Consider the following 23,273-nt stretch of genomic DNA (forward strand, 5'->3'; position numbering starts at 1 on the left):
ACATCCGCCATCACCATCACCGAGTACGAGGTAACCGCCATGCGGATTGCTTATACCGAGCAACAGGAGCAGCTGCGCGCCGAGCTCCGCGAATATTTCGCCAAGCTGATCACGCCGGAGCGCCGCGAGGCCTTGTCGTCGCAGACCGGTGAGTACGGGCACGGCAACGTCTACCGCGAGGTCGTTCAGCAGATGGGCCACGACGGCTGGCTCACCCTCGGCTGGCCCAAGGAGTACGGCGGCCAGGATCGCTCGACGATGGATCAGCTGATCTTCACCGACGAGGCGGCCGTCGCGGGCGCGCCGGTGCCGTTCCTGACCATCAACTCGGTGGCGCCGACGATCATGCACTACGGCACCGAGGAGCAGAAGAAGTTCTTCCTGCCCAAGATCTCCGCGGGCGAATTGCACTTCTCCATCGGATATTCCGAGCCCGGCGCGGGCACCGACCTGGCGTCACTGCGCACCACCGCGGTCCGCGACGGTGACGACTGGGTGATCAACGGCCAGAAGATGTGGACCAGCCTCATCCAGTACGCCGACTACATCTGGCTGGCCGCCCGCACCGACCCGACCGCCAAGAAGCACAAGGGCATCAGCATGTTCATCGTGCCGACGTCGGCCGAGGGCTTCTCCTGGACGCCCGTGCACACGATGGCCGGGCCCGACACCAGCGCCACCTACTACCAGGACGTGCGGGTTCCGCATTCGGCGATGGTCGGCCCCGAGAACGGCGGCTGGGCGCTGGTCACCAACCAGCTCAACCACGAGCGGGTGGCGCTGACCTCGGCGGCGCCGCTGGCGCTGGCGGTCGCGCAGACCACCGAGTGGGCGCGCGACACCAAGGATTCCACCGGTGCGCGGGTGATCGACAACGAGTGGGTGCGGCTGAACCTCGCGCGCGTGCACGCCAAGGTCGAATTCCTGAAGCTGCTGAACTGGGAGATCGCCTCGGGCGCCGATGCCGGCGGAGATGCCGCGCCGCGGCCGTGGGATGCCTCCACCTGCAAGGTGCTCGGCACCGAATTGGCCACCGAGGCCTACCGATTGCTGATGGAGATCCTCGGCCCGCAGGCCTATCTGCGGCAGGACTCCCCCGGCGCGCAGCTGCGCGGACGGCTCGAGCGGATGCATCGCGCCTGCCTGATCCTGACCTTCGGCGGCGGCACCAACGAAGTGCAGCGCGACATCATCGCGATGACCGCCCTGAAACAGCCCGCTGCCGCCCGCTGAGCCGCAGACCGGTCGGAACATCGGAAACGCCGAAGAACTAGGAACAACGATGGATTTCACACTTACCGAGGGGCAGCAGGATCTCGCGCGGTTGACCGGCGAGGTCTGCACCAAACTGGTCACCGCCGACCGGCTGCGGGAACTGGACAAGGCCGAGGTCCGCTTCGACGAACAGCTCTGGCGGTCACTGGCCGAGACCGGAGTGCTCGCGGCGGCGCTGCCGGAATCGGTGGGCGGCAGCGGCCTGGGCGCGCTGGAGCAGACCGCGATCCTTCGGGAGATCGGCAAATCCGCCGCCCCCGTCCCCTATCTGTGGTCGGTCGTGCTCGGCGCCGGCGCCCTGGCCCGCTGGGGCGACGAGGCGCAGCGCGAACTGGCGGCGAAAGCCGGTGCGGGCGAGACGATTCTGACCGCGGCGCTGTCGGAGGAACGCAACTGGGAGCCGGCGAAGCCCACCACGACCGCGACCGAGGACGGCGGCTGGAAGCTGGTCGGCGCCAAGACGGTTGTTCCCTTCGCCGCGCAGGCCGGGCGGATCCTGGTGCCCGCCACGGTCTCCGGCACGGCAGCGGTATTCCTGGTCGACCCGGCGGACGCGCGCATCACGCCGCAGCAGGTGGTCGACCGCAGCCCGCAGGCCGAGATCGAATTCGATTCCACCCCTGCCGAATTGATCGGCACCGTGGACGACGGCGCGGAAATCCTCGCGTGGCTGCTGAACCACGGCTGGCTCGGTCTGGCCGCGCAGCAGCTGGGCACCTTGGAGCGCGCGGTCGAACTCGTCGCCGAATACGGCCGCGAGCGTGAGCAGTTCAATCGCAAGATCGGCAGCTTCCAGGCCGTCGCGCAGCGGCTGGCCGACGGCTACATCGATCTGCAGGGGCTGCGGCTGGCGGTCACCCAGGCCGCGTGGCGGGTCGACGAGGGGCTGCCGGCGGACGCGGAGATTCACACCGCCAAGTTCTGGGCCGCCGAGGCCGGTCACCGCATCGCACACACCGCCGTGCACGTGCACGGTGGCGTCGGCATCGACCGCGACCACATCGTGCAGTGCTACTTCACCGCCGCCAAACACAACGAATTCGCGCTCGGCGGTGCCACCGACCACCTGCGTGCGCTGGGCACCCTCCTGGCCGAGGCCCACTAACGCAGGCGCTCGCCCGGGCCGATCCGCCGCTCCACCGGTTCGGCCCGGGCGAGAATCTCTTCGACGGTCTCCTCGACCGTGAGATCCGTTGTGTCCAACCACAATCCGACGCGTGGCGTTTCCGCGTGCAGAACGGTGTCGAGCTGTTCCACGGTGAAGACCCCGTAGGCCTTCTTGTCCCGTCCGGCCTCACGCCGAGCTACCGCGGCCGGACGCGGAGTCAGCACGACCACGTACAGCGGGTCGGTGCGGATCTGCTCGATCATCCACGGCAGCAGTTCACCCAGGACGACGTCCTGGACCACCGCCGTGAATCCCGCGGCGGCGTATTCGTCGGCCGTCGCGGCCGCCAGGCGGTGGCGTAACCGCAACTGCCGCATGGCTTCTCCGCTCGGTTCGCCGGACATCTCGGCGCGGCCGCCGACCACGAAGCGGCGGAACACGTCACCGCGAACGTGGGCGGAACGGAGCAGTCGTTCGGCGAGGGCCTGCGCGACCGTCGACTTTCCGGCCGCCTGGATGCCGGTGATGAGATAGACGGCACTCGTCATGGCCGGACGGTATCGCGCAGGACATTCGACCGCGAGCGATTTTCCCGGTCGATGCGGCATCGGTGCAGCTCAGAGGGGGTACGCCGAGGCGTCCGATGAGTTTGCCGCGCCCACCGCGTCTCTACAGACGACACGTACCGATGCCGCGAGAGGACCGAGCATGGCCAGCAAGATGATCTTCATCAATCTCCCCGTCGAGGATCTGGAGCGGTCCACATCGTTCTACGAGGCGCTGGGCTGGAAGGTGAATCCGGATTTCACCGACGAGAATGCCGCGTGCGTGGTGGTCGACGACAACATCTGCGTGATGCTGCTGGTCCGGCGGTACTTCGACACCTTCACCAACCGACCGATCGCCGACACCCGGGCGGCCACCGGTTCCATCTACGCGCTGTCGCTGGGCAGTCGAGCGGAGGTCGAGTCGCTGATCGCGGCCGCGGTGGGCGCCGGGGCCACGGAGGAGGTCAGCGAGGACAAGCGCGCCCAGGAGGAGGCGGTAGGCATGTTCAGCCGCGCCTTCGTCGACCCCGACGGTCACCACTGGGAGGGTTTCTGGATGGACTATCCCGGCAGCAACTGACCGGGCGTTCACGCCGTTTGCGCGTCCAGGAAATTGATGATCTTGGCGTGGAAGCCGGCCGGATCCTCGCCCGGAGCGCCGTGGCCGGCGTCGACCTCGGCGTAGCGAGCATCGGGTATCGCGGCGAGCAGCCGCTGTTGCTGCGCCGCCGGAACCACCCGGTCGTGCGCACTGGCGAGGATCAGCGTCGGCGCGGTGATGCGGCCGAGCAGATCGGTGAGATCCACGGTGCGATCCACCTCGGTCTGGCGGGCGGCACCGCGCGCGATCACCTTCGCCAGCTGCTCGACCAGGGTCGCGTTCTCCTCCGCGCTCGTTCGCTCCCAGTAGCGCGGACCGAATGCCATCAGCGGCAGCATGTGCGCGAAGAGGCTGGTGCCGTAGGCGGCGTCGGCGCGCAGCACCTGGATCCAGTAACGGAATTCGGCATCCATCCGAGCGTCGGTGCGAACCCAGCCCGCATGCATCAGCAGGGAACGAACCCGGTCGGGTGCGGTCGCGGCGACATGCGCGGCCACCACCGCGCCCAGGGAATGCCCGACCAAGTGGAACCGGTCCAGCCCGGCGTGATCGGCGACGGCGCGCACCTCGGCGGCCAGATCGGCGACGGTGAGTGGGCCGCCGTGGTCGACGGTGTCGCCGGAACCGGAATAGTCCAGTGCCACAACGGTATAGCGGTCGGCGAGATCGGCGGTCAGCGGCGCCCACTGGTCGCGTGCGGCCGCCGTGCCGTGGACCAGCACGACCGCGGGACCCGTTCCGGTCATGTGGTAGGCGACCTCGGCGGTACCCCCGGTGATTGCGGCAGTTGCGAATTTCATCGAATTTCCTTGTGTCGTAGGTGTTTCGGTCATCAGGCCGCGGCCTGCAGAGTGAAGTCGGCGATCGCCGCGCGCAGCGCGGCCGTGAATTCGGCCGCTCGTTCCTGTTGCGGCATATGGCCCGCGCCGTCGATCACGCCGACTCGCGCGCCCGGGGTGAGGGCCGCGCACGTCCGCGCCACCGCCACCGGAATTTCGGCGTCCAACTCGCCGTGCAGGTAGTGGATCGGCGTACGCAGGTGCGGCAGTCGCGGGCGGGGATCGTAGGTCGCGAAGAGGTGGAACAGTTCGTCGATGTACACACCCGAATCGAGGATCTGTCGTACGGTCCAGCCCACCAGCGCCGGCGAGGTTCCCGGGGCATACCAGTTCGGCACCCACCGCGCGACGAATTCGGCTCGGTGATCCCGCATTTCGCCGATGATCTCGGCCAGCGGCATGCCCTGCCCGGGCCAGTAGGCCGGACCGTCCACCGCGACGACACCGCCGAGCAGATCCGGATGAGCCAGCGCCAGTTCGGTCGCGAAGGTCGCGCCGACCGAGGATCCGACGACGATGGGGCGATGCAACCCGAGCCGCCGGATGAGCTCGACGAGGTCGGCGATCACACCGGTCAGGTTGTTGCCGGCGACGGGCCGGTCCGATCGCCCGCAGCCGCGCCAATCGACGGTGACCACCCGGAACTCGGTGACCAGCGCCGCCTGCTGAGCGCCCCAGACCCGGCCGCTGGTACCCCAGCCGTGCAGGAACAACAGCGGCTGCCCGGTTCCCTGATCCTCGTAGTACAGCTGGACGTCGTCGACGGCGAGATACGGCATGGTCATCACTCCCGGTGCGGTTTCCGATGTGCTGTGACCAGGAAATCGCGTTCGGCCGCGCCGAAAAACGGTCGAACCGCGCTGGCACTGTTCACCGAAACTGATTAATCTCGCGCCGTGGAGCTCCGCCAATTGCAGTACTTCCTGACCGTGGCCGAGGAACTGCACTTCGGACGCGCGGCCGTGCGGCTGCACATCGTGCAGTCGGCCGTGAGCCAGCAGATCACCCGCCTGGAGCGGGAATTGGGCGTCGCGCTGTTCGAGCGGACCACCCGCACCGTGCGCCTCACCGAGGGCGGGCGGCGACTGCTTCCGCACGCCGAACAGGTCCTCGCCGCGGTGGCGCAGGCCCGTGCCGCCATCGACGACCTGCGCATCGAACGCACCGGCACGATCCGGCTGGGCACCAGCACCGGCCTCGGCACCCGCCTGGAGAACATTCTCGTGGCCTTCGCTCGCCGTGCCCCGCACGCCCACCTCGAACTGGTCGGCGCGGACACCGAGGTTCGGGTGAAGGGGGTGCGCTCGGGGGAACTGGATGCGGCGATCGTGCGCGGTCCGCGGGACGAACCCGGCCTGGAACTGCTGCCGCTGTGGTCCGACCGCCTGGTGGCCGCGATCCCCGCTCGGCACGACCTCGCGGTATTGCGCGAGATCGATCTCGCGCGGCTCGCGCAGTTGCCGCTGCGGTTGGTCGGCCGCATCCGCAATCCCACCCTCTACGACCTGGTCGTCGATTCGTGCCGGGAGGCCGGTTTCGCACCGGCCTTCGGACCGGAGTTCACCACCGAACAGGACACGCTGGCCGCGATCGGCTTCGGCACGCCGAGTTGGACGGTGTACTACGCCGCCCAGGCGGCGAATTTGTCGTTCCCGGGCGTGGTCTGGCGTCCTCTGCGCAACCCGGAGCCGAGGATGCCGAGCTATCTCGCGGTGCGGCCCGATCCGCCACGTGCCGAATTACGGGCACTCATCGAGGCCTGCCACACCGTCACCGACTGATCACCTGATCGTTGCGTCCGTCTCATTCGAAGACGTTCCGCGCCGGCCCAATTCGTCTCACCACCGCGACATCCGCCGACGCGCCGGGCGCGGCTGCTTCGGCCTTGCCGAGCTATCCGCGCACCACGCGAGCCCGGGGTCACCGGCGAACATCGTGCAATACCGATACCACGTGATCGCGGTATTCTCCTGTGGCGCAACCACTTCCGCCTCTCGTATGCTTGAACTCCGAGCGGTGGGGGGTACCCGGTGAAACGTCTGCTGATGTTCGTCCTGGCGGCCGTCGCGGCACTCTCGAGCTACGACTACGCGCGCTCCCCCGGCCACATCGGCATGGCGGTGGCGGCCGGGGTCGTCATCACGATCTGGCTGACCGCCAAGGCGATCGACTGACAGCCGTGTGGCCCCCGACCTGGTCGAGGGCCACACGCGGTCGCGCTGTCACGCACCCGCCGGCACTCGCTCACGCCGAGCCGGCGACCGGAAGGTCGCCCAGCCGAGCGCCGCCGCCAGCACCGCGATTCCCGCCGCGGCGCCGAATGCGGCGGAGAACCCGTCGGTGAGGGCATCGGCGTCACCGATGCGGTCGGCTCCGGCGGCCGAGGCGATCGCGGTCACCACCGCCAGCCCCAGCGCCGATCCGATCTGATAGCCGGTGTTCACCAGACCGGACGCCAGGCCGCCCTGCTCCGGCCGCGCCGCGGAGATGGCGGTCTGCAGCGACGGGACGAAGGCCAGCGACATCCCGAACGCGGCCAGCAGCGATCCGGGCAGCACGTCGATCCAGAAGTTGCCGTCGGCCCGGATGAAGGTCAGCCAGACCAGACCGGCCCCCAGGACCAGCAGCCCGGTGACGATCATGGCGCGAGCGCCGAAGCGCGCGAACAACTTCGGCGACACCGCGATCATGCCGACCATGATCAGGGCGGTCATCGGCAGCAGAGCCGCACCCGACGGGAACGCCGAGTAGCCGAGAACCTGCTGCAGATACAGGTTCAGGAAGAACCACATCGGCACCCAGGCCGCGCCCAGCAGGACCTGAGCCATGTTGGCCGCACCGAGATTCGGCGCACGGAAGATCGACAGCGGCATCAGCGGTTCCCGGCGACGGGCCTGCAGCACCAGGAAGGCCGCCAACAAGATGGCCGCGAGCGCCAGGACACCCCACGTCGATCCGGAACCCCAGCCGACCTCTGGCGCACGGACGACTGCGAAGACGGCCGCACCCAGACCCAGCGTCGCGGTCAGGGCACCGAGCACGTCGACCGAACCGCCGGACGCGGCCGCTCCGCCGGGAACCAGGACCGCGGCCGCGACGACGGCCAGCGCGGCGATCGGGATGTTGATGTAGAAGACCCACGGCCACGACGCGTACTCGGTGATGAGCCCGCCGAGGAATACGCCGGCGGTACCGCCCGCCGGCGCGGCGGCGGCGTAGAAGGCGAATGCGGTGGTCAGCTCCTTGGGATTCGACCCGAACACCATCATCAGCAGTGTCAGCGCCGAGGGGGCGATCAATGCGGCGCCCGCTCCCTGCACACCCCGGCCGATCAGCTCGATTGCGGGCGATCCGGCGAGTCCGGCCACCAGCGACCCGGCGCCGAGCACCACCCAGCCCATCTGGAAGACGCGGCGAGCACCCCAGATGTCGGACAGGCGTCCGCCGAGCAGCAGCAGCCCGCCGAAGACGATGACGTAGGCGTTGAAGACCCAGGACAGCCCCTCCTGCGAAAAGCCCAGGGAATCCTGCATTTTCGGCAGCGCCACCCCGATGATCGAGGTGTCCATGATGACCATGAACTGCGCCAGCGCGATCAGCGCCAATGCGAACCAGCGCCGCGACGGCGGCGTGGATACCCGAGTGGACATAGAAATCCTCACTCCTCGGTTGCGGGCGCATCCGCTGCGCCCGTGGAATTTCCGACTCGTTCTGTATACCCCCTAGGGGTATATGCACGGTATGAAACGCCGCTGTGATTCCCGTCATACCCCCTGGGGGTATGACGTCTCCGAGGCGGACATCTCCGCGACCGCGAAAGGAGAAGGGCCCGTCGGTCATTCGACCGGCGGGCCCTGCACGATCCCGAACGGATCAGTCGCGCAACTCCGGCGGCAATCCGAACAGCGGGAACAACCGGTCGGTGTCGAGGAAGAAGTTCAGTCCGCTGATCGCGGAACCGTCGAATTCCAGCACCGTGATCGACCAGGGCGAGAAGACCCCGGGTTCCCCGGTGGGTTTGTACTGACCGAAGGCCGGAAGTCCGTTGGCGCCTTCCAGGGGAACGAGCCGCGAACCCCGGCAGGCCGAGGGTCCCGGCGAGAGCATGAACCGAGCGACGTTCTCCGGACCGGAGACCCACAGCTCGATGGGCGGCATCGACAGCGCCACATCCTCTTTCAGCAGCGAGGTGAGCGCGTCCATGTCGTAGGCCTCGAAGGCGCGCACGAAGCCGTCGACGAGTTTGCGCTGACTGTCGTCGGATTCGTCGTAGCCGCCCGACTCCGAGGGCTGCACCTTCGACATCGTCGCGCGGGCCCGCTGCAGCGCGCTGTTCACCGAGGCCGGCGACATCATCAACATCTCGGCCGTCTCGTTGGCCGAGAACCGCAGCACCTCACGCATGATGAGGATCGCCCGCTGGGTGGCCGGCAGATGCTGACAGGCTGCCACGAACGCCAGCCGCAGCGAATCCTTGGTGCTGGCGTGCTCGGCCGGGTCGGCGCCGAAGGCCAGTGCGTTCGGAATCGGCTCGACCCAGACGTAATCGGGCTGCGGCGGCGGCAGCGGGCTGTCCGGGCTCGACGGTCCGGACAGGTCCATCGGCCGGGCCCGGCGCTGGGGGCCGTCCAGCATGTCCAGGCAGATGTTCGTGGTGATCTTGTACAGCCACGACCGCAGGCTGGACCGCCCCTCGAACGAGTCGTAGGCCTTCCAGGCCCGAGTGAAAGTCTCCTGAACCGCGTCCTCTGCCTCGAACGAGGAACCCAACATCCGATAGGCGTAAGCACACAGCTCCCGCCGGTAACTCTCGAATTGCTGCAGCACGTCGTCGACCGTGCCGGCGGAAGCTTGTTCGCTCATGCGGATCACTGTGGCACAGGCCACCGACAGAAAACACCCCGGAAGTAGGGGCATCGACACGAACGCCGTGCTCAGCAGGCCGCGGCCATGCAATGGCACTCGACGGACCGGCGGTGCACAGAACTCACCGCGTTTCGGCGACACGAAATCGCCGCGCCCGGCGTGCTATGCCGGGCGCGGCGATATCGATTGCCGGTTATTTACTTCGGCGAGCTATCTATTTCTGCGGGGCCATCGCTGCGGGGCTATTTCGACGCGGCCTGGGATTCCTCGTCGGCCGGACGCGACCCGGCGTGTTCGTTGGCCCAGCGGTAGTCGGGCTTACCGGCCGGCGAACGCTTGATCTCGTCCACGAACCACAGGCTGCGCGGCAGCTTGTAGGAGGAGATCTCCCTGGTCAGCACCGGACGCAATTCCTCGAGCGTCGGACGGTCGGCGCCGCGACACTGCACGACCGCGGCCACCCGCTGACCCCAGCGCTCGTCCGGCACACCGATCACCAGCGCGTCGAAGATCTCCGGATGGCACTTGAGCGCGCCCTCGACCTCCTCCGGGTAGATCTTCTCGCCGCCGCTGTTGATGCTGACCGAACCGCGGCCCAGCATCGTGACGGTGCCGTCCTCCTCGACCCGGGCGAAGTCGCCGGGGATCGAGTAGCGAACGCCGTTGAACTCCTTGAACGTCGCGGCGGTCTTCACCGGGTCGTTGTAGTAGCCGAGCGGGATGTTGCCGGTCCGAGCCAGCACGCCCACCTGACCGGAGCCGGGCGCGACGGGGTTGCCCTCCTCGTCGATGACCGCGGTGGAGGCGTCGATCTTGACCCGGGGACCACCGGTATGGGTGGCACCCTTGGCCGCCACCGACAGCCCGCCGAAACCGGTCTCCGAGGAGCCGATGGAATCGGTGATGACCGTATTCGGCAGCAGCTCGATGAACTCGTCCTTCAGCGCCGGGGAGAACAGCGCCGCACTGCTGGCCATCGCCCACAGATTCGCATGCTGGTACGGCTCACCGGTTTCCGGATGGCCTTCCTTGAGCGCGTCCAGCATCGGCCGCGCCATGGCGTCACCGGTGATGAAGATGAGGTTCACGCCGTGGCGGTCGATCGCCTGCCACACGGTGTGGGCGCCGAACTCCGGCAGCATGATCGTCTTGCCACCGTCGAACAGGCCGTGGAAGGTCGCCGACTGCGAACCGCCGTGGATCATCGGCGGGATCGGGTAGCGCACCATCTGGCCGCCGGCGGCGCCGGCCTTGGCCTGCTGCCACTCGTCCTCGATCGCTTCGCCGGTGATGAAGTTGATGCCACCGCCGAGCACCCGCCACCAGTCCTCGTGGCGCCACATGACGCCCTTGGGCATGCCGGTCGTGCCGCCGGTGTAGATCATGAAGATGTCGTCGTTGGAGCGGTCACCGAAGTCGCGCTCACCGTGCGAAGCCGCCAGCGCCGCTTCGTATTCCACCGAATCCGCGGGCAGCGACACCTCGGCTTCGGTACCGTCGTTCACGGCGATGACCGTCTTCAGCTTCGGCGTGTTCGGTCGCACCGCCGACACCTTGTCGCTGTAGCGACGTTCGTGAATCAGCGCGACCATATCGGAATTGTCGAAAATGTATTGCAACTCGTTCTCGACGTACCGGAAGTTCACGTTGATCATTACTGCCCGCGCCTTGAAGATCGCGACCATGGCCTCCACGGCCTCGATCGTGTTGCGCGAGTAGATGCCGACCTTGTCACCCGGCTGCACACCCTGTTCTTGCAGGTAGTGCGCCAATCGGTTGGCCCGATCCTCCAGCTCGGCATAGGTCACCGAGCGGACGTCGTCGGCCAGCGCGACACGGTCCGGCACGAGGTCGATGGTGTGTTCGACAAGGTCCGCTATGTTGTAGCTCACAGGACCAAAATAGAACGTGTTCTTACGCCTGACAAGACTTGATTTACACAGTTTACTAATTCGGCCGAATCGGCAGTGGGTTTCGCCGAAACGCGTATTCTGCAACGCCGACGAGCCCGCCGGTCACAACCGGGCGGGCTCGAGGGCAGTGTCGCATCCGCCCAACGGGGAGGCCCTGCGTGGTGACGCTTCGCTGCCTCCTACGGGCCTCGACCCCGTTGGGCGCTCGCGACCGAGGACGCCCCACACAGGGCAGGACGGAAAGGGCGTCCGGACTCGATCGGCGAGACTGCGGCTACGCGGGCACGTAACGCTCGCGCAGCTTGCGCTTGTACAACTTGCCGTTCGGATCGCGCGGCAGTTCGGGCAGGTAGTCGATGCTCTTGGGCAGCTTGTACTTCGCCAGGCGAGCCGCGGCGAACTCCATCAGCTCCCGGGTCAGCTCGTCGTCGGCCGCGACTCCTTCGGCCGGCTGCACGACGGCCTTCACCTCCTGACCCCAATCCGGATGCGGGATACCGAAGACCGCGACATCGGCGACCTTGGGGTGGGTGATCAACTCACCCTCGATCTCGGCCGGATAGATGTTCACACCCCCGGACAGGATCAGATCCGAACGCCGGTCGTGCAGGAACAGATAGCCGTCGGCATCCATGTGCCCGATGTCGCCGACGGTGAACAGATCGCCCACCCGCGCATCCTCGGTCTTCGACTTGTCCTTGTGGTACTCGAAGTTGGAGCCGCCCATCTTCATGTACACCTGGCCGACCTCGCCGGGCGCGACCTCGTTGCCTTGCTCGTCGAGCACCTTCACCACCGCGTACGGCCAGGCCTTGCCGACCGAACCCGGCTTGCGCAACCACTCCTCGCCCGAGATCGACGTGCCGCCGCCCTCGGTGGCCGCGTAGTACTCGGTGACGACCGGGCCCCACCACTCCAGCATCCTGCGCTTGGTCTCCTGCGGGCACGGCGCGGCGCCGTGGATCATGCACCGCAGCGAGGAGACGTCGTAGCGCGCCCGCACCTCCTCCGGGAGCGCGAGCAGGCGGTGGAACTGAGTGGGGACCATATGGCTGTGCGTCACCCGATGGGTGTCGATCAGCCGCAGCATCTCCTCCGGATCCCACTTGTCCATCAGAACCACCTTGTGCCCCAGCTGAATCGAGATGGAGGCGAAGTTCAGCACGGCGGTGTGATAGAGCGGCGAACCGCAGATGTGCACGTGGTCGTCGAAGGGCTGGATGCCGAAGAGTCCGAAGAAGCCGGTCGCCTGCGGGCCCACCACATCCGGATCGGCGCCGGTCAGCGGGCGGCGAACGCCCTTGGGACGACCGGTGGTTCCCGAGGTGTAGAGCATCGGCGCACCGGTGGTCCGGACGTCGGGGCGTCCGGACTCCCCCGCGCCGAGCTCGGCCAGGGGCTGGAACCCGGCGATGTCGACCACCGAATAGCGCGCGCTCGCAGGCACATTCGCCTCGTCGGCGGCGATCGTCGCGGCTTCGGCGAAACGCTCGTCGGCGATGAAGACCTTCGCCTCGCTGTCACCGAGGATGTAGGCGATCTCCGGACCGGTCAGATGCCAGTTCACCGCGACGATGTACAGCCCGGCCTGATAGGCCGCGAAGTACACGCCGAGCGCATCGGTGGTGTTGTGCACCATCGACACCAGCACATCGCCGGGCTGTAACCCCTTGGCCTGCAAGCCTCTTGCGATGCGGTCGGCCTGGTCGGACAACTCCCGGTAGCTGACCTCCCGCCCCGACGGATCGACGACCGCGATCCGATCGGGGTCGGTGGCAGCGATATTCCACAGTCCCAGCTTCTGCGCCGGCTCCATCGAAGTCACTCCTCGAATCTAGAACGTGTTCTACATCTGAACAAGGGGGGCGAGACGGTCCAGCTGCGCCACGTCGCGAACGGTCACCAGGAGCATTCCGACACCCGCCGCCTCCCAGACCTTCAGCTGGGAGCGCACATGGTCCTCGTCGCCGATGATGGCGGTGTCGAGGATCAGCTGGTCCGGGATCACGGCGGCGGCCTCGTCCTTGCGGCCGGAGCGGAACAATCTGGTGATCTCGTCGACCTCGGCGCCGTAACCCATCCGCCGGTAGACCTGGGCGTGGAAGTTCAGCTCCTCGGCGCCCATGCCGCCGATGTAGAGCGCCATCACCGGCTTGATCCGATCGATTTCGGCGCGGGCGTCGTCGGTGATGATCACCTGGCAGCTCGCCGCGATCTCGAAGTCCTCCCGAGAACGCCGGGCACCGGGCCGGGCAAACCCCTCGTCGAGCCATTCGTCGTACATTCCGGCGAGTCGCGGGGTGTAGTAGATCGCCAGCCAGCCGTCGGCGATCTCGGCCGTGAGCGCCACGTTCTTGGGCCCCTCGGCGCCGAGCCAGATCGGCAGATCCGCACGTAGCGGGTGGGTTATCGGCTTGAGCGGTTTACCCAGGCCGGTCGAACCCGGCCCGTCGTAGGGCAGCCGGTACTGCGCGCCCTGACTCACCACCGGCGCCTCCCGGGCCAGCACCTGGCGGATGATCCCGACGTACTCGCAGGTGCGCTGCAACGGTTTGGCGAAGGGCTGGCCGTACCAGCCCTCCACCACCTGCGGGCCGGAGACGCCCAGCCCCAGGATGTGGCGGCCACCGCTGAGGTGATCGAGGGTCAGCGCGGCCATCGCGGTCGCGGTGGGGGTGCGAGCGGACAGCTGCACCACCGACGTCCCGAGCCGGACCCGATGCGTGGACGAACCCCACCAGGCCAGTGGCGTGAAGGCATCCGAACCCCAGGACTCGGCGGCGAACACCGCGTCGAATCCGGCCTCCTCGGCGGCCACCACCAACTCCCCGGCGTTGGGCGGCGGCCCCGCACCCCAATATCCGAGCTGCAATCCGAACCGCATCGTCGACTCCTTCCGCCCAGCCCGTTTCACCGAGCCCGTTGCCGGACACCTTTCCAGGTAGCCCTTGCCACCAGAATAAGAACCTGTTCTACTCGATATCGTGACCAATGGGAACACCATGACCGGCGTAATCGCGAAAGGCAGCGGTCCGGAAGCGGAACCCGCACCCGAGGTACTCAGCGCCGAACTACGAATGAAGTTCGACTACACCCGATCGGTCGGACCGACCATCGGCCGGTTCCTGACCGGGCTGCGCGAGGGCCGGATCGTCGGCGTCCGCGGCAGCGACGGCCGGGTGATCGTGCCGCCGGCGGAATTCGATCCGGTGACCGCGGAGCGGCTGACCGACTTCGTCGACGTCTCCGATGTCGGCACGGTGCAGAGCTGGAGCTGGGTCGCCGATCCGCTGCCCGGCCAGCCGTTCGACCGCCCCTTCGCCTGGGCGCTGGTGAAATTCGACGGCGCCGACACGGCGGTGCTGCACGCTCTCGACGTGTCGTCTCCCGACGAGGTGCACAGCGGATTGCGCGTGCGGGTGCGCTGGGCCGCCGAACGCACCGGCAGCATCCACGACATAGCCTGTGTCGAACCGGGCGAGACCTCCTCGGCCCCAGCCGGTTCCACCTCGTCGGATGCCGATGCTGCCGAGCCGGTCACCGGCATCGTCACTCCCATCGACCTGCGGTACAAGCACACTGCCTCGCCTACCGAGACGCGGTATCTGAAGGCGCTGGCCGAGGGACGCCTGATCGGCGGTCGCGCCGACGCCGAGAGCAAGGTGTACTTCCCGCCCCGCGGCGCCGACCCGATCGACGGCCGTCCGACCGACGAGATGGTCGACCTGCCCGACACCGGCACCATCACCACGTTCTGCATCGTGAACGTGCCGTTCATGGGACAGAAGATCAAGCCGCCGTACGTCACCGCGTACGTACTGCTCGACGGCGCCGATATTCCGGTGCTGCACCGGGTGCTGGGCTGTGATCCCAGCGAAGTCCGCATGGGTATGCGCGTGAAGGCGGTGTGGAAGCCGCGCGAGGAGTGGGGTTACACGCTGGAGAACGTGGACCACTTCGAGCCCAACGGCGAGCCGGACGCGGACTACGACAGCTACCGGCACCACCTCTAGGAGCGAAACACCTTGAGCGACAACGCTACAGATATCGCGGTGGTGGGCTTCGCCCACGCCCCGCATGTCCGTGAAACCTACGGCACCACCAACGGTGTCGAAATGCTGGTCCCGTGCTTCCGGCAGCTGTACGACAAGCTCGGCATCGGCGTGTCCGATATCGACTTCTGGTGCTCGGGTTCCTCCGATTACCTTGCCGGACGGGCCTTCTCGTTCATCTCCGCGATCGACTCGATCGGCGCCGTGCCGCCGATCAACGAATCGCACGTCGAAATGGACGCCGCCTGGGCGCTGTACGAGGCGTGGGTGAAGCTGCGCTCCGGACAGGCCGAGACCGCCCTGGTCTACGGCTTCGGCAAGCCTTCGGCCGGCACGCTGCGGCAGGTGCTGACGATGCAGATGGATCCCTACCTGGTCGCCCCGCTGTGGCCGGATGCGGTCTCGGTGGCCGGACTGCAGGCTCGGGCCGGACTCGACGCCGGGAACTGGACCGAACGCGATATGGCCGCGGTCTCGGCCGCCGACGACGCCGAGATCGAGAAGCGCCTCGCCGCACCCTATGTCGCGAATCCGCTGCGCGAGCACGACATCGCGCCGATCACCGACGGCGCCGCCGCGATCGTGCTGGCCCGCGGCGACAAGGCTCGCGAGCTGTGCGAGCGGCCGGCGTGGCTGACCGGCATGGCGCATCGCATCGACACCCCGATGATCGGCGCCCGCGATCTGACCACCTCCCCCTCCACCACGGCCGCGGCCAAGGCGGTGCTCGGCGGGGATGCGAGCGGATTCGATGTCGCCGAACTGCATGCGACCTACAGCCACGAACAGCTGATCCTGAAGCAGGCCATCGGGCTGAGCGAGTCCACCCGCATCAACCCCTCGGGTGGTGCGCTGGCGGGCAACCCGATGTTCGCCGCAGGTCTGGAACGAATCGGCTACGCGGCCAACGAAATCATGAACGGCACCGCCGAGCGAGCCCTCGCACACGCCACCAGTGGTCCGGCGTTGCAGCAGAACTTGGTGGCGATCCTGGAGGCAGGACGATGACGCAGCAAGCCGCCGTACTCGGCACGGGACAAACCCATCACGTGACGAAACGGACCGATGTCTCGATGGCCGGTATGTGCCGCGAGGCAATCGATCGCGCACTCGAAGATGCCGATCTGACGATGGCCGATATCGACGCGGTGATCGTCGGTAAGGCGCCGGATCTGTTCGAGGGCTCGATGATGCCCGAGCTGTTCATGGCGGATGCCTTGGGCGCCACCGGAAAACCGCTGCTGCGAGTGCACACGGCGGGTTCGGTCGGCGGTTCGACCGGCGTCGTGGCCGCCAACCACGTGCAGGCCGGTGTGTACCGCCGGGTGCTGGCGATCTGCTGGGAAAAACAGTCCGAATCCAATGCGATGTGGGCGCTGTCGAATCCGGTGCCGTTCACGATGCCGGTCGGCGCCGGTGCGGGCGGATACTTCGCGCCGCACGTGCGCGCGTACATCCGCCGGGCCAACGCTCCCCTGCACATCGGCGCGATGGTCGCGGTGAAGGATCGCCGCAACGGCGCGAAGAATCCGTTCGCCCACCTGCGCCAGCCCGATATCACCATGGAATCGGTACTCGCGTCCCAAATGCTTTGGGATCCGGTGCGTTTCGACGAGACGTGCCCGTCCTCCGACGGCGCGTGCGCGATCGTGATCGGCGACGAGGAGTCGGCGAAGGCTGCCGAGGCGTCGGGTAAGAAGGTCGCGTGGGTGCACGGCACGGCCATGCGCACCGAACCGCTGGCCTACTCCGGCCGCGACCAGGTCAATCCGCAGGCCGGACGCGACGCCGCGGCCGCACTGTGGAAGCAGGCCGGGATCACCAATCCGCTCGAGGAGATCGATGCGGCCGAGATCTACGTCCCGTTCTCCTGGTTCGAGCCGATGTGGCTGGAGAACCTGGGCTTCACCCCCGAGGGCGAGGGCTGGAAGCTGGTCGACGCGCGTGAGACCGAGATCGGCGGGAAGCTGCCGGTCAACCCCTCGGGCGGCGTGTTGAGTTCCAATCCGATCGGCGCGTCCGGCATGATCCGCTTCGCCGAGGCGGCCAAGCAGGTAATGGGCCGGGCCGGCGATTACCAAGTCGAGGGTGCTCGAAAAGCCTTCGGCCATGCCTATGGTGGCGGATCACAGTACTTCTCGATGTGGGTAGTGGGCTCGGAACCACGGTGACGCGCAATTCCGCCGGCATTTCCGGGTGACCGGATTGTCGGCGGAAAGCACATTTGCAATTCCATCAGCAAATTCGCCGATACCGCCGAGCCGGGAGTTCGACATGACCGCTACCACCACCACCGAACATCCGGCACGCCTCGCCGGACGGGCCTCACAGGCCGCGGTCCGCGCCCGGGACAAGGACGCGTGGCTGGCACTGTTCGCCACCGACGGCATCGTGGAGGACCCGATCGGCCCCTCGGTCTTCGACCCCGAGGGCGTGGGCCACCGCGGCCACGAGGCCATCGCGGCGTTCTGGGACAAGGCCATCGCCCCCACCGAATCCATCGACTTCCTCTTCGGGGACTCCTTCGCCTGCGGCAGCGAGGTGGCCTTCACCGGGCTGATCCGCACGCAGCTGGGCGGACACGTCATCGACGCCGAGGGCGTCTTCACCTACAAGGTCGACGACGCCGGGAAGATCGTGGCACTGCGCGCGTTCTGGGAGACCGATCGCGCGATGGGGACCATGCGCAAGCAGTGAGGCAGTGCGGCACGAAACGAGGGCCGCACGAACAACAGGGCGGGCACCCGATGGGTGCCCGCCCTGTCCGTGTTCAGGGTGCGAATCAGGCCTTGGTCTTGTAGTCGACCTGGAATTCCTTGATGCCGTTGAGCCAGCCCGAGGTCAGACGCTTGGGGTCGCCGAGCTTGGTGATATCGGGCAGATGGTCGGCGATGGCATTGAAGATCAGGTCGATCTCCAGGCGGGCCAGGTTGGCGCCGATGCAGAAGTGCGCGCCGGTACCACCGAAGGACAGGTGCGGATTCGGATCGCGAGTGATGTCGAAGGTGTACGGATTCTCGAACACCTCCTCGTCGAAATTGGCCGAGCGGTACATCAGCAGGACACGCTGGCCCTTCTTGATCTGCACCCCGGACAGTTCGGTGTCGACCAGCGCGGTCCGCTGGAACGAGCTCACCGGCGTGGCCCAGCGGATGATCTCGTCGGCGGCGGTGGCCGGCCGCTCGCGCTTGTAGAGCTCCCACTGCTCCGGGTTCTCCAGGAACGCGATCATGCCGTGGGTGATGGCGTTGCGGGTGGTCTCGTTTCCGGCGACCGCCAGCAGGATGACGAAGAAGCCGAACTCCTCCGAGGTCAGCGCCTCACCGTCGATATCGGCATTGACCAGAGCGGTGACGATGTCGTTGGCCGGTTCCGCCTTGCGGGCCTCCGCCATCTGCCAGGCGTAGCCGAGGATCTCCATCGACGAGGCGGCCGGGTCGGCATCGGTGTCCGGATCGTCGTAGCCGGTCATCTCGTTGGACCACTGGAAGACCTTCATCCGGTCTTCCTGCGGGACGCCGATCAGTTCGGCGATCGCCTGCAGCGGCAGCTCACAGGCCACCTGGGTGACGAAGTCGCCGGCGCCGCTGGCCGCGGCCGCGTCGACGATCGATTTGGCGCGGGCGGACAGCTCCGCGCGCAGACCGTTGATCGCGCGCGGGGTGAAGCCCTTGGAAATCAGCTTGCGCAGTTTGGTGTGTTCGGGCGCATCCTTGTTGATCAGAATGTGGCGCTGCAGCTCGATGGCCTCGCGCGGGATGTCGTCGTTGAAGCGGGGAATCGCGGTGTTCTCGTAGGTGGAGAAATCGTCGCGCCGCGAGACCTCCTTGACATCGGCGTGCTTGGACACAACCCAGAAGCCGTCGTCGTGGAACCCTCCGACCTCCGGAGACTGCGGGTTCCACCAGATCGGCGCGGCCCGGCGCAGCTCCGCGAACTCTTCGACGGGAATGCCGCGGGCCCACATATCGGGATCTGTGGCGTCGAACCCCTCGGGGAGGTTCGGAGCTACATGGGTGTCAACCACCAGTTGTCTCCTTCGACTAACTGAAACACGTTCTACCTTCATTGCAGCATAGGTGGTATCAGTAGTAAAGAAGCCATAGTCCGCCCTCAGTACATCCACAGAACTTGTTCCAGTTTCTGTGCTGATACGGATCCTGTTCGAAAGGTTGAAGTTATGGGCACCCCCGTCATCGTCGAGGCCGCGCGCACCCCGATCGGCAAACGCAACGGCTGGCTGGCCGGCCTGCACGCCGCCGAGGTGCTCGGCGCCGCGCAGCGCGGCGTCCTCGAGCGCGCACAGCTCGATCCGGCATTGGTCGAACAGGTCATCGGCGGCTGCGTCATGCAGGTCGGCGAGCAGGGCAACAACGTCACCCGCACCGCATGGCTGCACGCCGGACTCCCCTGGCAGGTGGGCGCGACCACGGTCGACTGCCAGTGCGGGTCCGCCCAGCAGGCCAACCACCTGATCGCCGGGCAGATCGCCCAGGGCGCGATCGACATCGGCGTCGCCTGCGGCGTCGAATCCATGAGCCACGTCCCGCTGGGCGCGAACGTGGGCGAGAACGCCGGGCCCCGCCGCCCGGCGAGCTGGGACATCGATATGCCCAACCAGTTCGAGGCGGCCGAGCGAATCGCCAAGCGGCGCGGCATCACCCGCGACGATATCGACGAATTCGGCGTGCGCTCACAGCGTTTGGCCGCGCAGGCCTGGGCGGAGGGGCGCTTCGACCGCGAGGTGCTGACCATCGCCGGCGCGCCGCAGGTCGACAAGGAGGGCACCCTCACCGGCGAGACGCTCGACGTCAACCGCGACCAGGGACTGCGCGAGACCACCCGGGAGAGCCTGGCGAAGCTGAAGCCGGTGCTGGAGGGCGGAATTCACACCGCCGGCACCTCGTCGCAGATCTCCGACGGTGCCGCCGCGGTGCTGCTCATGGACGAACAGGCCGCCGCGCGTGCGGGACTGAAGCCGCGGGCGCGCATCGTCACCCAGTGCCTCGTCGGCGCCGAGCCGGAGTTCCACCTGGACGGCCCGGTACAGGCGACGACGCGGCTGCTGGAGAAGTCGGGCATGAGCATCGCCGATATCGACCTCTTCGAAATCAACGAGGCCTTCGCCTCGGTCCCGCTGTCGTGGGCGTCGGTGCACAAGCCGGATATGGACCGGGTCAACGTCAACGGCGGCGCGATCGCGATCGGACATCCGGTCGGCAGCACCGGCTCGCGGTTGATCACCACCGCCCTGCACGAGCTGGAACGCTCCGACAAGTCGATCGCAATGGTCCTCATGTGCGCCGGTGGCGCACTTGCGACCGGAACAATCATCGAGCGGTTGTAATACCGAACAGATTTCATCCGTAGTTGAACGTTCATCCTCACAGGTCCGAGACGTGTCGTACGCCACACAAACTGCGATACAGACAAAAGGATGAGATGTCAGCTATCTTCCGGTTATCAATGGCCCGTTGAGCGAGACTCGTTCGACGGGCCAGAACCGGAGCGTACTGCCCCTCGACCAGTGAGGGTGCGGTGCCCCGCAAACGCGCCGACGCTGAACGGTTCCCGGACGGCCGACCTGGAAGCTTCAAGGAAATCCTGAATCAGGCGTAGGTTTTCAGTTACTCAGCCGCTAATATCAATGATACGTATCCGAGATAACGACTGTTAGTACAGCGAAGGGAATTGGGCGGCTCACAATGGCTGATTTCGCGGCGCGGCTGAACAAGCTGTTCGAAACCGTACATCCCCCGGGGCGTAAGCCGCACACCAATGCCGAGGTGGCGGCAGCGCTCACCGCCTCCGGGCATCCGATCTCGAAACCGTATCTCTCGCAGTTGCGGTCGGGTCAGCGGACGAACCCCTCAGATGAAACGGTTGCCGCACTGGCAAAGTTCTTCAAGGTCAAACCGGACTACTTCTTCAACGACATCTACGCCGCCAAGATCGACCATGATCTGGAGTTGCTGTCCCAGCTGCAGGGCTATGGACTGCGTCGGCTGTCGAGCAGGGCGTTCGATCTCTCCGAAGAATCGCAGAACCTCCTGACCTCGATGGCCGAAAAGCTCCGGGCGAGTGAAGGTCTGCCCGAGGTTCCACCGGACGGCACGGAATAGCAAGTCGGACAAGGCAACACAGTGCGGCACTCGGAACCGCACTGTGTTGTCTTGTGACCTGAGACCGAAGCGGTGACGCTTCGGTCTTCGCTGTGCATTTCACGCTGCGCTGTGCGATTCACGCTGCGCTGCGCAATACGACCCTGCGCTGCGCGATAGGACCGCCCGCCCAATCGGTCCGGCCGCATCGATGGTCAATCCGCCTGTGCGACAGCTGATTTCCGGTCGACCGCGGTGCGCTCGAAGGCGCGGGCGATCGCCTGCACCCAGCCGCGCGGGCTCAATCCCTCCGGCGGTGCGATCCAGCGGGCGTCGACGATCTCGTCACCGAGCGGATTGCGGGCCCAACGGGCCACCCGTTCCGCGCGTTCGGTGACCGAACGCGCGGGCACCCCCGCCGCCGCCAGTTCCATACCGCCGCCGGTCTGCAGATATAGTGCGTCCATGATCTGAGCGACTTGGTCGGACGCCTTGAGCTCGGTGACCGACACCGTCTGCTCGTGCGCCACCACCTCGGGAAAACGTTTGATCATGGTCCGGTGCAGGGCTCGGATCTGTCGCAGCAGCAGCCGCGCCCGCATCCACCGCTCGATCACGATCCATACCGCGCCGCCCGCGATCAGCAGACTCGCGAGCTGCCAGCCCGGCCAGAACCACCCCGGCTCGCCGGGAGGAACCGGTTGTGCACCGACCGTCAGCCGCCGGATCGATAGTGCGGCAAGCACTCCCGTGGCCATGGTGCCCGCGGTGTAGAGCGCGATACCGCGCCCCAACGCCGTCCAGTCCAGATTGCGCAGACCCGTCACCGCGATGAAGACACATCCGAGCAGCGTCATGGCCCAGCCGAACAGGATCGACCAACCGATGGTGGCGGCGATGAGGAAGGCGCCGAAACCGTATACCGCCCAAGCGATTTGACGCAGATTTCGACGCGAGACCACCGGCCAGGCGGCAGCCGCCACCACCGAGGTGGCCACAGCGAACAGCAGCCAGGTCGCCGCCACCAGCCGGTCGGCCAGAGCCTGACCGTTGATTCCTTGCGGCCGTGAGTGGTCCACCGCGACCGCGGTTTCCGGAACGCCGAGTGTGGCCGCGGCGCCCACCGCCGCGACCGCGATCACGATCGCCATCCGGGCCGTGGTCGGGGGCTTCACCAGGACGCGGCCGATACGGGCACTGGCCGCCATCCACACCAACAGGGCCGTCAACGAGAACATCATCACCAACCCTTCCCTTTCGTCGGATGACCGGCATGCACCGTCATCCGAGCCTTTTGCGGATGACCGAGCAGTCCTACATGTTTACGCACGCTGCCGCCTCCGGTCCCCTCGGTCATCCGAGTGCCTCGTCGAATCGGAGCACCGAGACGCCGGAACCACGGTTGTCGAATACGCGTAGGCGGGTCGTCAACATGCCGGCGAAGGTCTCGGCCTCCCACTCGTACTGCTGGTTTCGACCGTCGTCGACGATCCGCTGATGCGCACGCTGGGACAACATGTAGGCGATCAGGTCGTCGCCGGCCTCGAGCATGACCTCGGCGGTCGGTTCACCGGGATGGTCGAAGACCACATGTCCCAGTTCGTGTGCGAGGGTGTGGTCGCGACTGGGCAGGGCCGTGGCCAGCACGATCACATCCTTGTCCGGATAGCTGCGGCGCTGACCGCAGACACCCGGCCCCAGCCGGGCATCAGTGATTTCGATCAGGCGGCCGCGTTCGGCGGAGATCGCGAGGACCACCTCCTCCAACGTGGTGGCGTCGAAATCGGCGGCGACCGCGCACACCGCGTCGACGGCGACGGCGACGCGGCGATACGAGCGGCCTGTCTTAATAGTCCGGCTCTCGATCATTCCGCGCCCCTCAGGCCCTCGGTCCGAAGAATTCCGCCCGTGCGGCGTCGAGGCGTGCCTGCGCCGCCGAGGCACTGCGAAAGCTCATCACACCGGAGCCG

General features: G+C 67.0%; 22 protein-coding genes. 11 read left to right on the forward strand and 11 right to left on the reverse strand.

Annotation, left to right across the window (positions count from 1 at the left end):
• The first annotated feature begins 39 nt into the window (after positions 1 to 39).
• A complete protein-coding gene (locus A5780_RS05205; RefSeq protein ID WP_030518643.1) occupies positions 40 to 1,233 on the forward strand; it encodes an acyl-CoA dehydrogenase family protein in 1,194 nt (397 codons plus the stop codon).
• A gap of 49 nt (positions 1,234 to 1,282) precedes the next feature.
• Positions 1,283 to 2,380: an acyl-CoA dehydrogenase family protein gene (locus tag A5780_RS05210; RefSeq protein WP_063009979.1), complete on the forward strand. Its 1,098-nt coding sequence runs from the start codon at positions 1,283 to 1,285 to the stop codon at positions 2,378 to 2,380.
• Here the strand turns inward: A5780_RS05210 and A5780_RS05215 are convergent.
• Positions 2,377 to 2,931, reverse strand: a complete 555-nt coding sequence (locus tag A5780_RS05215) for an AAA family ATPase (protein WP_064907838.1) — start codon at positions 2,929 to 2,931, stop codon at positions 2,377 to 2,379. The genes A5780_RS05210 and A5780_RS05215 overlap by 4 nt on opposite strands.
• A 160-nt stretch (positions 2,932 to 3,091) precedes the next feature.
• On the opposite strand from A5780_RS05215, the gene A5780_RS05220 reads away from it, so the two are divergent.
• Positions 3,092 to 3,511 carry a VOC family protein gene (locus A5780_RS05220; RefSeq protein ID WP_064907840.1) on the forward strand — a complete coding sequence of 140 codons (420 nt, stop codon included), beginning with the start codon at positions 3,092 to 3,094 and terminating at the stop codon, positions 3,509 to 3,511.
• Between the two features lie 8 nt (positions 3,512 to 3,519).
• Here A5780_RS05220 and A5780_RS05225 read toward each other — a convergent pair whose 3' ends face one another.
• Complete coding sequence (locus tag A5780_RS05225; RefSeq protein WP_064907842.1) at positions 3,520 to 4,332, reverse strand: alpha/beta fold hydrolase; 813 nt, start codon at positions 4,330 to 4,332, stop codon at positions 3,520 to 3,522.
• Positions 4,333 to 4,364: 32 nt separating this feature from the next.
• A complete protein-coding gene (locus A5780_RS05230; protein WP_197521665.1) occupies positions 4,365 to 5,156 on the reverse strand; it encodes an alpha/beta fold hydrolase in 792 nt (263 codons plus the stop codon).
• 111 nt (positions 5,157 to 5,267) lie between these two features.
• On the opposite strand from A5780_RS05230, the gene A5780_RS05235 reads away from it, so the two are divergent.
• Both A5780_RS05235 and A5780_RS39765 read left to right on the forward strand, forming a co-directional pair.
• Positions 5,268 to 6,152 (forward strand): LysR family transcriptional regulator, encoded by an 885-nt coding sequence (locus A5780_RS05235; protein WP_064907844.1) that lies wholly within the window; start codon positions 5,268 to 5,270, stop codon positions 6,150 to 6,152.
• 249 nt (positions 6,153 to 6,401) lie between these two features.
• Entirely contained in the window at positions 6,402 to 6,545 is a 144-nt protein-coding gene (locus tag A5780_RS39765) for a hypothetical protein (RefSeq protein WP_156511190.1), read from the forward strand.
• 48 nt (positions 6,546 to 6,593) lie between these two features.
• Here A5780_RS39765 and A5780_RS05240 read toward each other — a convergent pair whose 3' ends face one another.
• The 5 genes from A5780_RS05240 to A5780_RS05260 form a co-directional block, all read right to left on the reverse strand.
• On the reverse strand, positions 6,594 to 8,021 hold the full coding sequence (locus tag A5780_RS05240) for an MFS transporter (RefSeq protein ID WP_064907845.1): 1,428 nt from the start codon (positions 8,019 to 8,021) through the stop codon (positions 6,594 to 6,596).
• A gap of 223 nt (positions 8,022 to 8,244) precedes the next feature.
• Entirely contained in the window at positions 8,245 to 9,234 is a 990-nt protein-coding gene (locus A5780_RS05245) for a sigma-70 family RNA polymerase sigma factor (RefSeq protein WP_063010019.1), read from the reverse strand.
• Positions 9,235 to 9,479: 245 nt separating this feature from the next.
• Positions 9,480 to 11,129: an acyl-CoA synthetase gene (locus A5780_RS05250; RefSeq protein ID WP_063009991.1), complete on the reverse strand. Its 1,650-nt coding sequence runs from the start codon at positions 11,127 to 11,129 to the stop codon at positions 9,480 to 9,482.
• Between the two features lie 295 nt (positions 11,130 to 11,424).
• Positions 11,425 to 12,966 carry an acyl-CoA synthetase gene (locus A5780_RS05255; RefSeq protein ID WP_064907846.1) on the reverse strand — a complete coding sequence of 514 codons (1,542 nt, stop codon included), beginning with the start codon at positions 12,964 to 12,966 and terminating at the stop codon, positions 11,425 to 11,427.
• 30 nt (positions 12,967 to 12,996) lie between these two features.
• A complete protein-coding gene (locus A5780_RS05260; RefSeq protein WP_064907847.1) occupies positions 12,997 to 14,034 on the reverse strand; it encodes an LLM class F420-dependent oxidoreductase in 1,038 nt (345 codons plus the stop codon).
• A 118-nt stretch (positions 14,035 to 14,152) separates the two neighbouring features.
• On the opposite strand from A5780_RS05260, the gene A5780_RS05265 reads away from it, so the two are divergent.
• The 4 genes from A5780_RS05265 to A5780_RS05280 all read left to right on the forward strand — a co-directional run bounded on the left by A5780_RS05265 (position 14,153) and on the right by A5780_RS05280 (position 17,899).
• A complete protein-coding gene (locus tag A5780_RS05265) occupies positions 14,153 to 15,163 on the forward strand; it encodes a Zn-ribbon domain-containing OB-fold protein (protein ID WP_063009999.1) in 1,011 nt (336 codons plus the stop codon).
• A gap of 12 nt (positions 15,164 to 15,175) precedes the next feature.
• Positions 15,176 to 16,210 (forward strand): thiolase domain-containing protein, encoded by a 1,035-nt coding sequence (locus tag A5780_RS05270; RefSeq protein WP_063010001.1) that lies wholly within the window; start codon positions 15,176 to 15,178, stop codon positions 16,208 to 16,210.
• The gene (locus tag A5780_RS05275) at positions 16,207 to 17,373 is read left to right on the forward strand and encodes a thiolase domain-containing protein (RefSeq protein WP_062962009.1); all 1,167 of its coding nucleotides are present in this window, start codon (positions 16,207 to 16,209) and stop codon (positions 17,371 to 17,373) included. The genes A5780_RS05270 and A5780_RS05275 overlap by 4 nt, the downstream gene beginning before the upstream one ends.
• Positions 17,374 to 17,476: 103 nt before the next feature.
• Entirely contained in the window at positions 17,477 to 17,899 is a 423-nt protein-coding gene (locus A5780_RS05280) for a nuclear transport factor 2 family protein (protein WP_030518658.1), read from the forward strand.
• Between the two features lie 85 nt (positions 17,900 to 17,984).
• On the opposite strand, the gene A5780_RS05285 is transcribed toward A5780_RS05280, so the two are convergent.
• Positions 17,985 to 19,169: a cytochrome P450 gene (locus tag A5780_RS05285; RefSeq protein WP_051757275.1), complete on the reverse strand. Its 1,185-nt coding sequence runs from the start codon at positions 19,167 to 19,169 to the stop codon at positions 17,985 to 17,987.
• 213 nt (positions 19,170 to 19,382) lie between these two features.
• Here A5780_RS05285 and A5780_RS05290 point away from each other — a divergent pair, with 213 nt between their 5' ends.
• Both A5780_RS05290 and A5780_RS05295 read left to right on the forward strand, forming a co-directional pair.
• Positions 19,383 to 20,549 (forward strand): steroid 3-ketoacyl-CoA thiolase, encoded by a 1,167-nt coding sequence (locus A5780_RS05290; RefSeq protein ID WP_063010005.1) that lies wholly within the window; start codon positions 19,383 to 19,385, stop codon positions 20,547 to 20,549.
• 358 nt (positions 20,550 to 20,907) lie between these two features.
• Complete coding sequence (locus A5780_RS05295; protein WP_014348820.1) at positions 20,908 to 21,324, forward strand: helix-turn-helix domain-containing protein; 417 nt, start codon at positions 20,908 to 20,910, stop codon at positions 21,322 to 21,324.
• Between the two features lie 194 nt (positions 21,325 to 21,518).
• Here the strand turns inward: A5780_RS05295 and A5780_RS05300 are convergent, their stop codons facing one another.
• Both A5780_RS05300 and A5780_RS05305 read right to left on the reverse strand, forming a co-directional pair.
• Complete coding sequence (locus A5780_RS05300; RefSeq protein WP_063010007.1) at positions 21,519 to 22,544, reverse strand: hypothetical protein; 1,026 nt, start codon at positions 22,542 to 22,544, stop codon at positions 21,519 to 21,521.
• A 112-nt stretch (positions 22,545 to 22,656) separates the two neighbouring features.
• Positions 22,657 to 23,172 carry an ImmA/IrrE family metallo-endopeptidase gene (locus A5780_RS05305; protein ID WP_064902748.1) on the reverse strand — a complete coding sequence of 172 codons (516 nt, stop codon included), beginning with the start codon at positions 23,170 to 23,172 and terminating at the stop codon, positions 22,657 to 22,659.
• Positions 23,173 to 23,273 lie beyond the last annotated feature (101 nt).

This window comes from Nocardia sp. 852002-20019_SCH5090214, assembly GCF_001665865.1.
Taxonomy (GTDB): Bacteria; Actinomycetota; Actinomycetes; order Mycobacteriales; family Mycobacteriaceae; genus Nocardia; species Nocardia nova.

Bases quoted from the DNA above. Each gene is read 5' to 3' on its own strand.
- A5780_RS05260 (WP_064907847.1), bottom strand. From the start codon at position 14,034: ATGCGGTTCGGATTGCAGCTCGGATATTGGGGTGCGGGGCCGCCGCCC.
- A5780_RS05280 (WP_030518658.1), top strand. From the start codon at position 17,477: ATGACCGCTACCACCACCACCGAACATCCGGCACGCCTCGCCGGACGG.
- A5780_RS05255 (WP_064907846.1), bottom strand. From the start codon at position 12,966: ATGGAGCCGGCGCAGAAGCTGGGACTGTGGAATATCGCTGCCACCGAC.
- A5780_RS05265 (WP_063009999.1), top strand. From the start codon at position 14,153: ATGACCGGCGTAATCGCGAAAGGCAGCGGTCCGGAAGCGGAACCCGCA.
- A5780_RS05240 (WP_064907845.1), bottom strand. From the start codon at position 8,021: ATGTCCACTCGGGTATCCACGCCGCCGTCGCGGCGCTGGTTCGCATTG.
- A5780_RS05290 (WP_063010005.1), top strand. From the start codon at position 19,383: ATGGGCACCCCCGTCATCGTCGAGGCCGCGCGCACCCCGATCGGCAAA.
- A5780_RS05295 (WP_014348820.1), top strand. From the start codon at position 20,908: ATGGCTGATTTCGCGGCGCGGCTGAACAAGCTGTTCGAAACCGTACAT.
- A5780_RS05275 (WP_062962009.1), top strand. From the start codon at position 16,207: ATGACGCAGCAAGCCGCCGTACTCGGCACGGGACAAACCCATCACGTG.
- A5780_RS05220 (WP_064907840.1), top strand. From the start codon at position 3,092: ATGGCCAGCAAGATGATCTTCATCAATCTCCCCGTCGAGGATCTGGAG.
- A5780_RS05305 (WP_064902748.1), bottom strand. From the start codon at position 23,172: ATGATCGAGAGCCGGACTATTAAGACAGGCCGCTCGTATCGCCGCGTC.
- A5780_RS05285 (WP_051757275.1), bottom strand. From the start codon at position 19,169: ATGTGGGCCCGCGGCATTCCCGTCGAAGAGTTCGCGGAGCTGCGCCGG.
- A5780_RS05230 (WP_197521665.1), bottom strand. From the start codon at position 5,156: ATGACCATGCCGTATCTCGCCGTCGACGACGTCCAGCTGTACTACGAG.
- A5780_RS05225 (WP_064907842.1), bottom strand. From the start codon at position 4,332: ATGAAATTCGCAACTGCCGCAATCACCGGGGGTACCGCCGAGGTCGCC.
- A5780_RS05215 (WP_064907838.1), bottom strand. From the start codon at position 2,931: ATGACGAGTGCCGTCTATCTCATCACCGGCATCCAGGCGGCCGGAAAG.
- A5780_RS05300 (WP_063010007.1), bottom strand. From the start codon at position 22,544: ATGATGTTCTCGTTGACGGCCCTGTTGGTGTGGATGGCGGCCAGTGCC.
- A5780_RS05245 (WP_063010019.1), bottom strand. From the start codon at position 9,234: ATGAGCGAACAAGCTTCCGCCGGCACGGTCGACGACGTGCTGCAGCAA.
- A5780_RS05205 (WP_030518643.1), top strand. From the start codon at position 40: ATGCGGATTGCTTATACCGAGCAACAGGAGCAGCTGCGCGCCGAGCTC.
- A5780_RS05210 (WP_063009979.1), top strand. From the start codon at position 1,283: ATGGATTTCACACTTACCGAGGGGCAGCAGGATCTCGCGCGGTTGACC.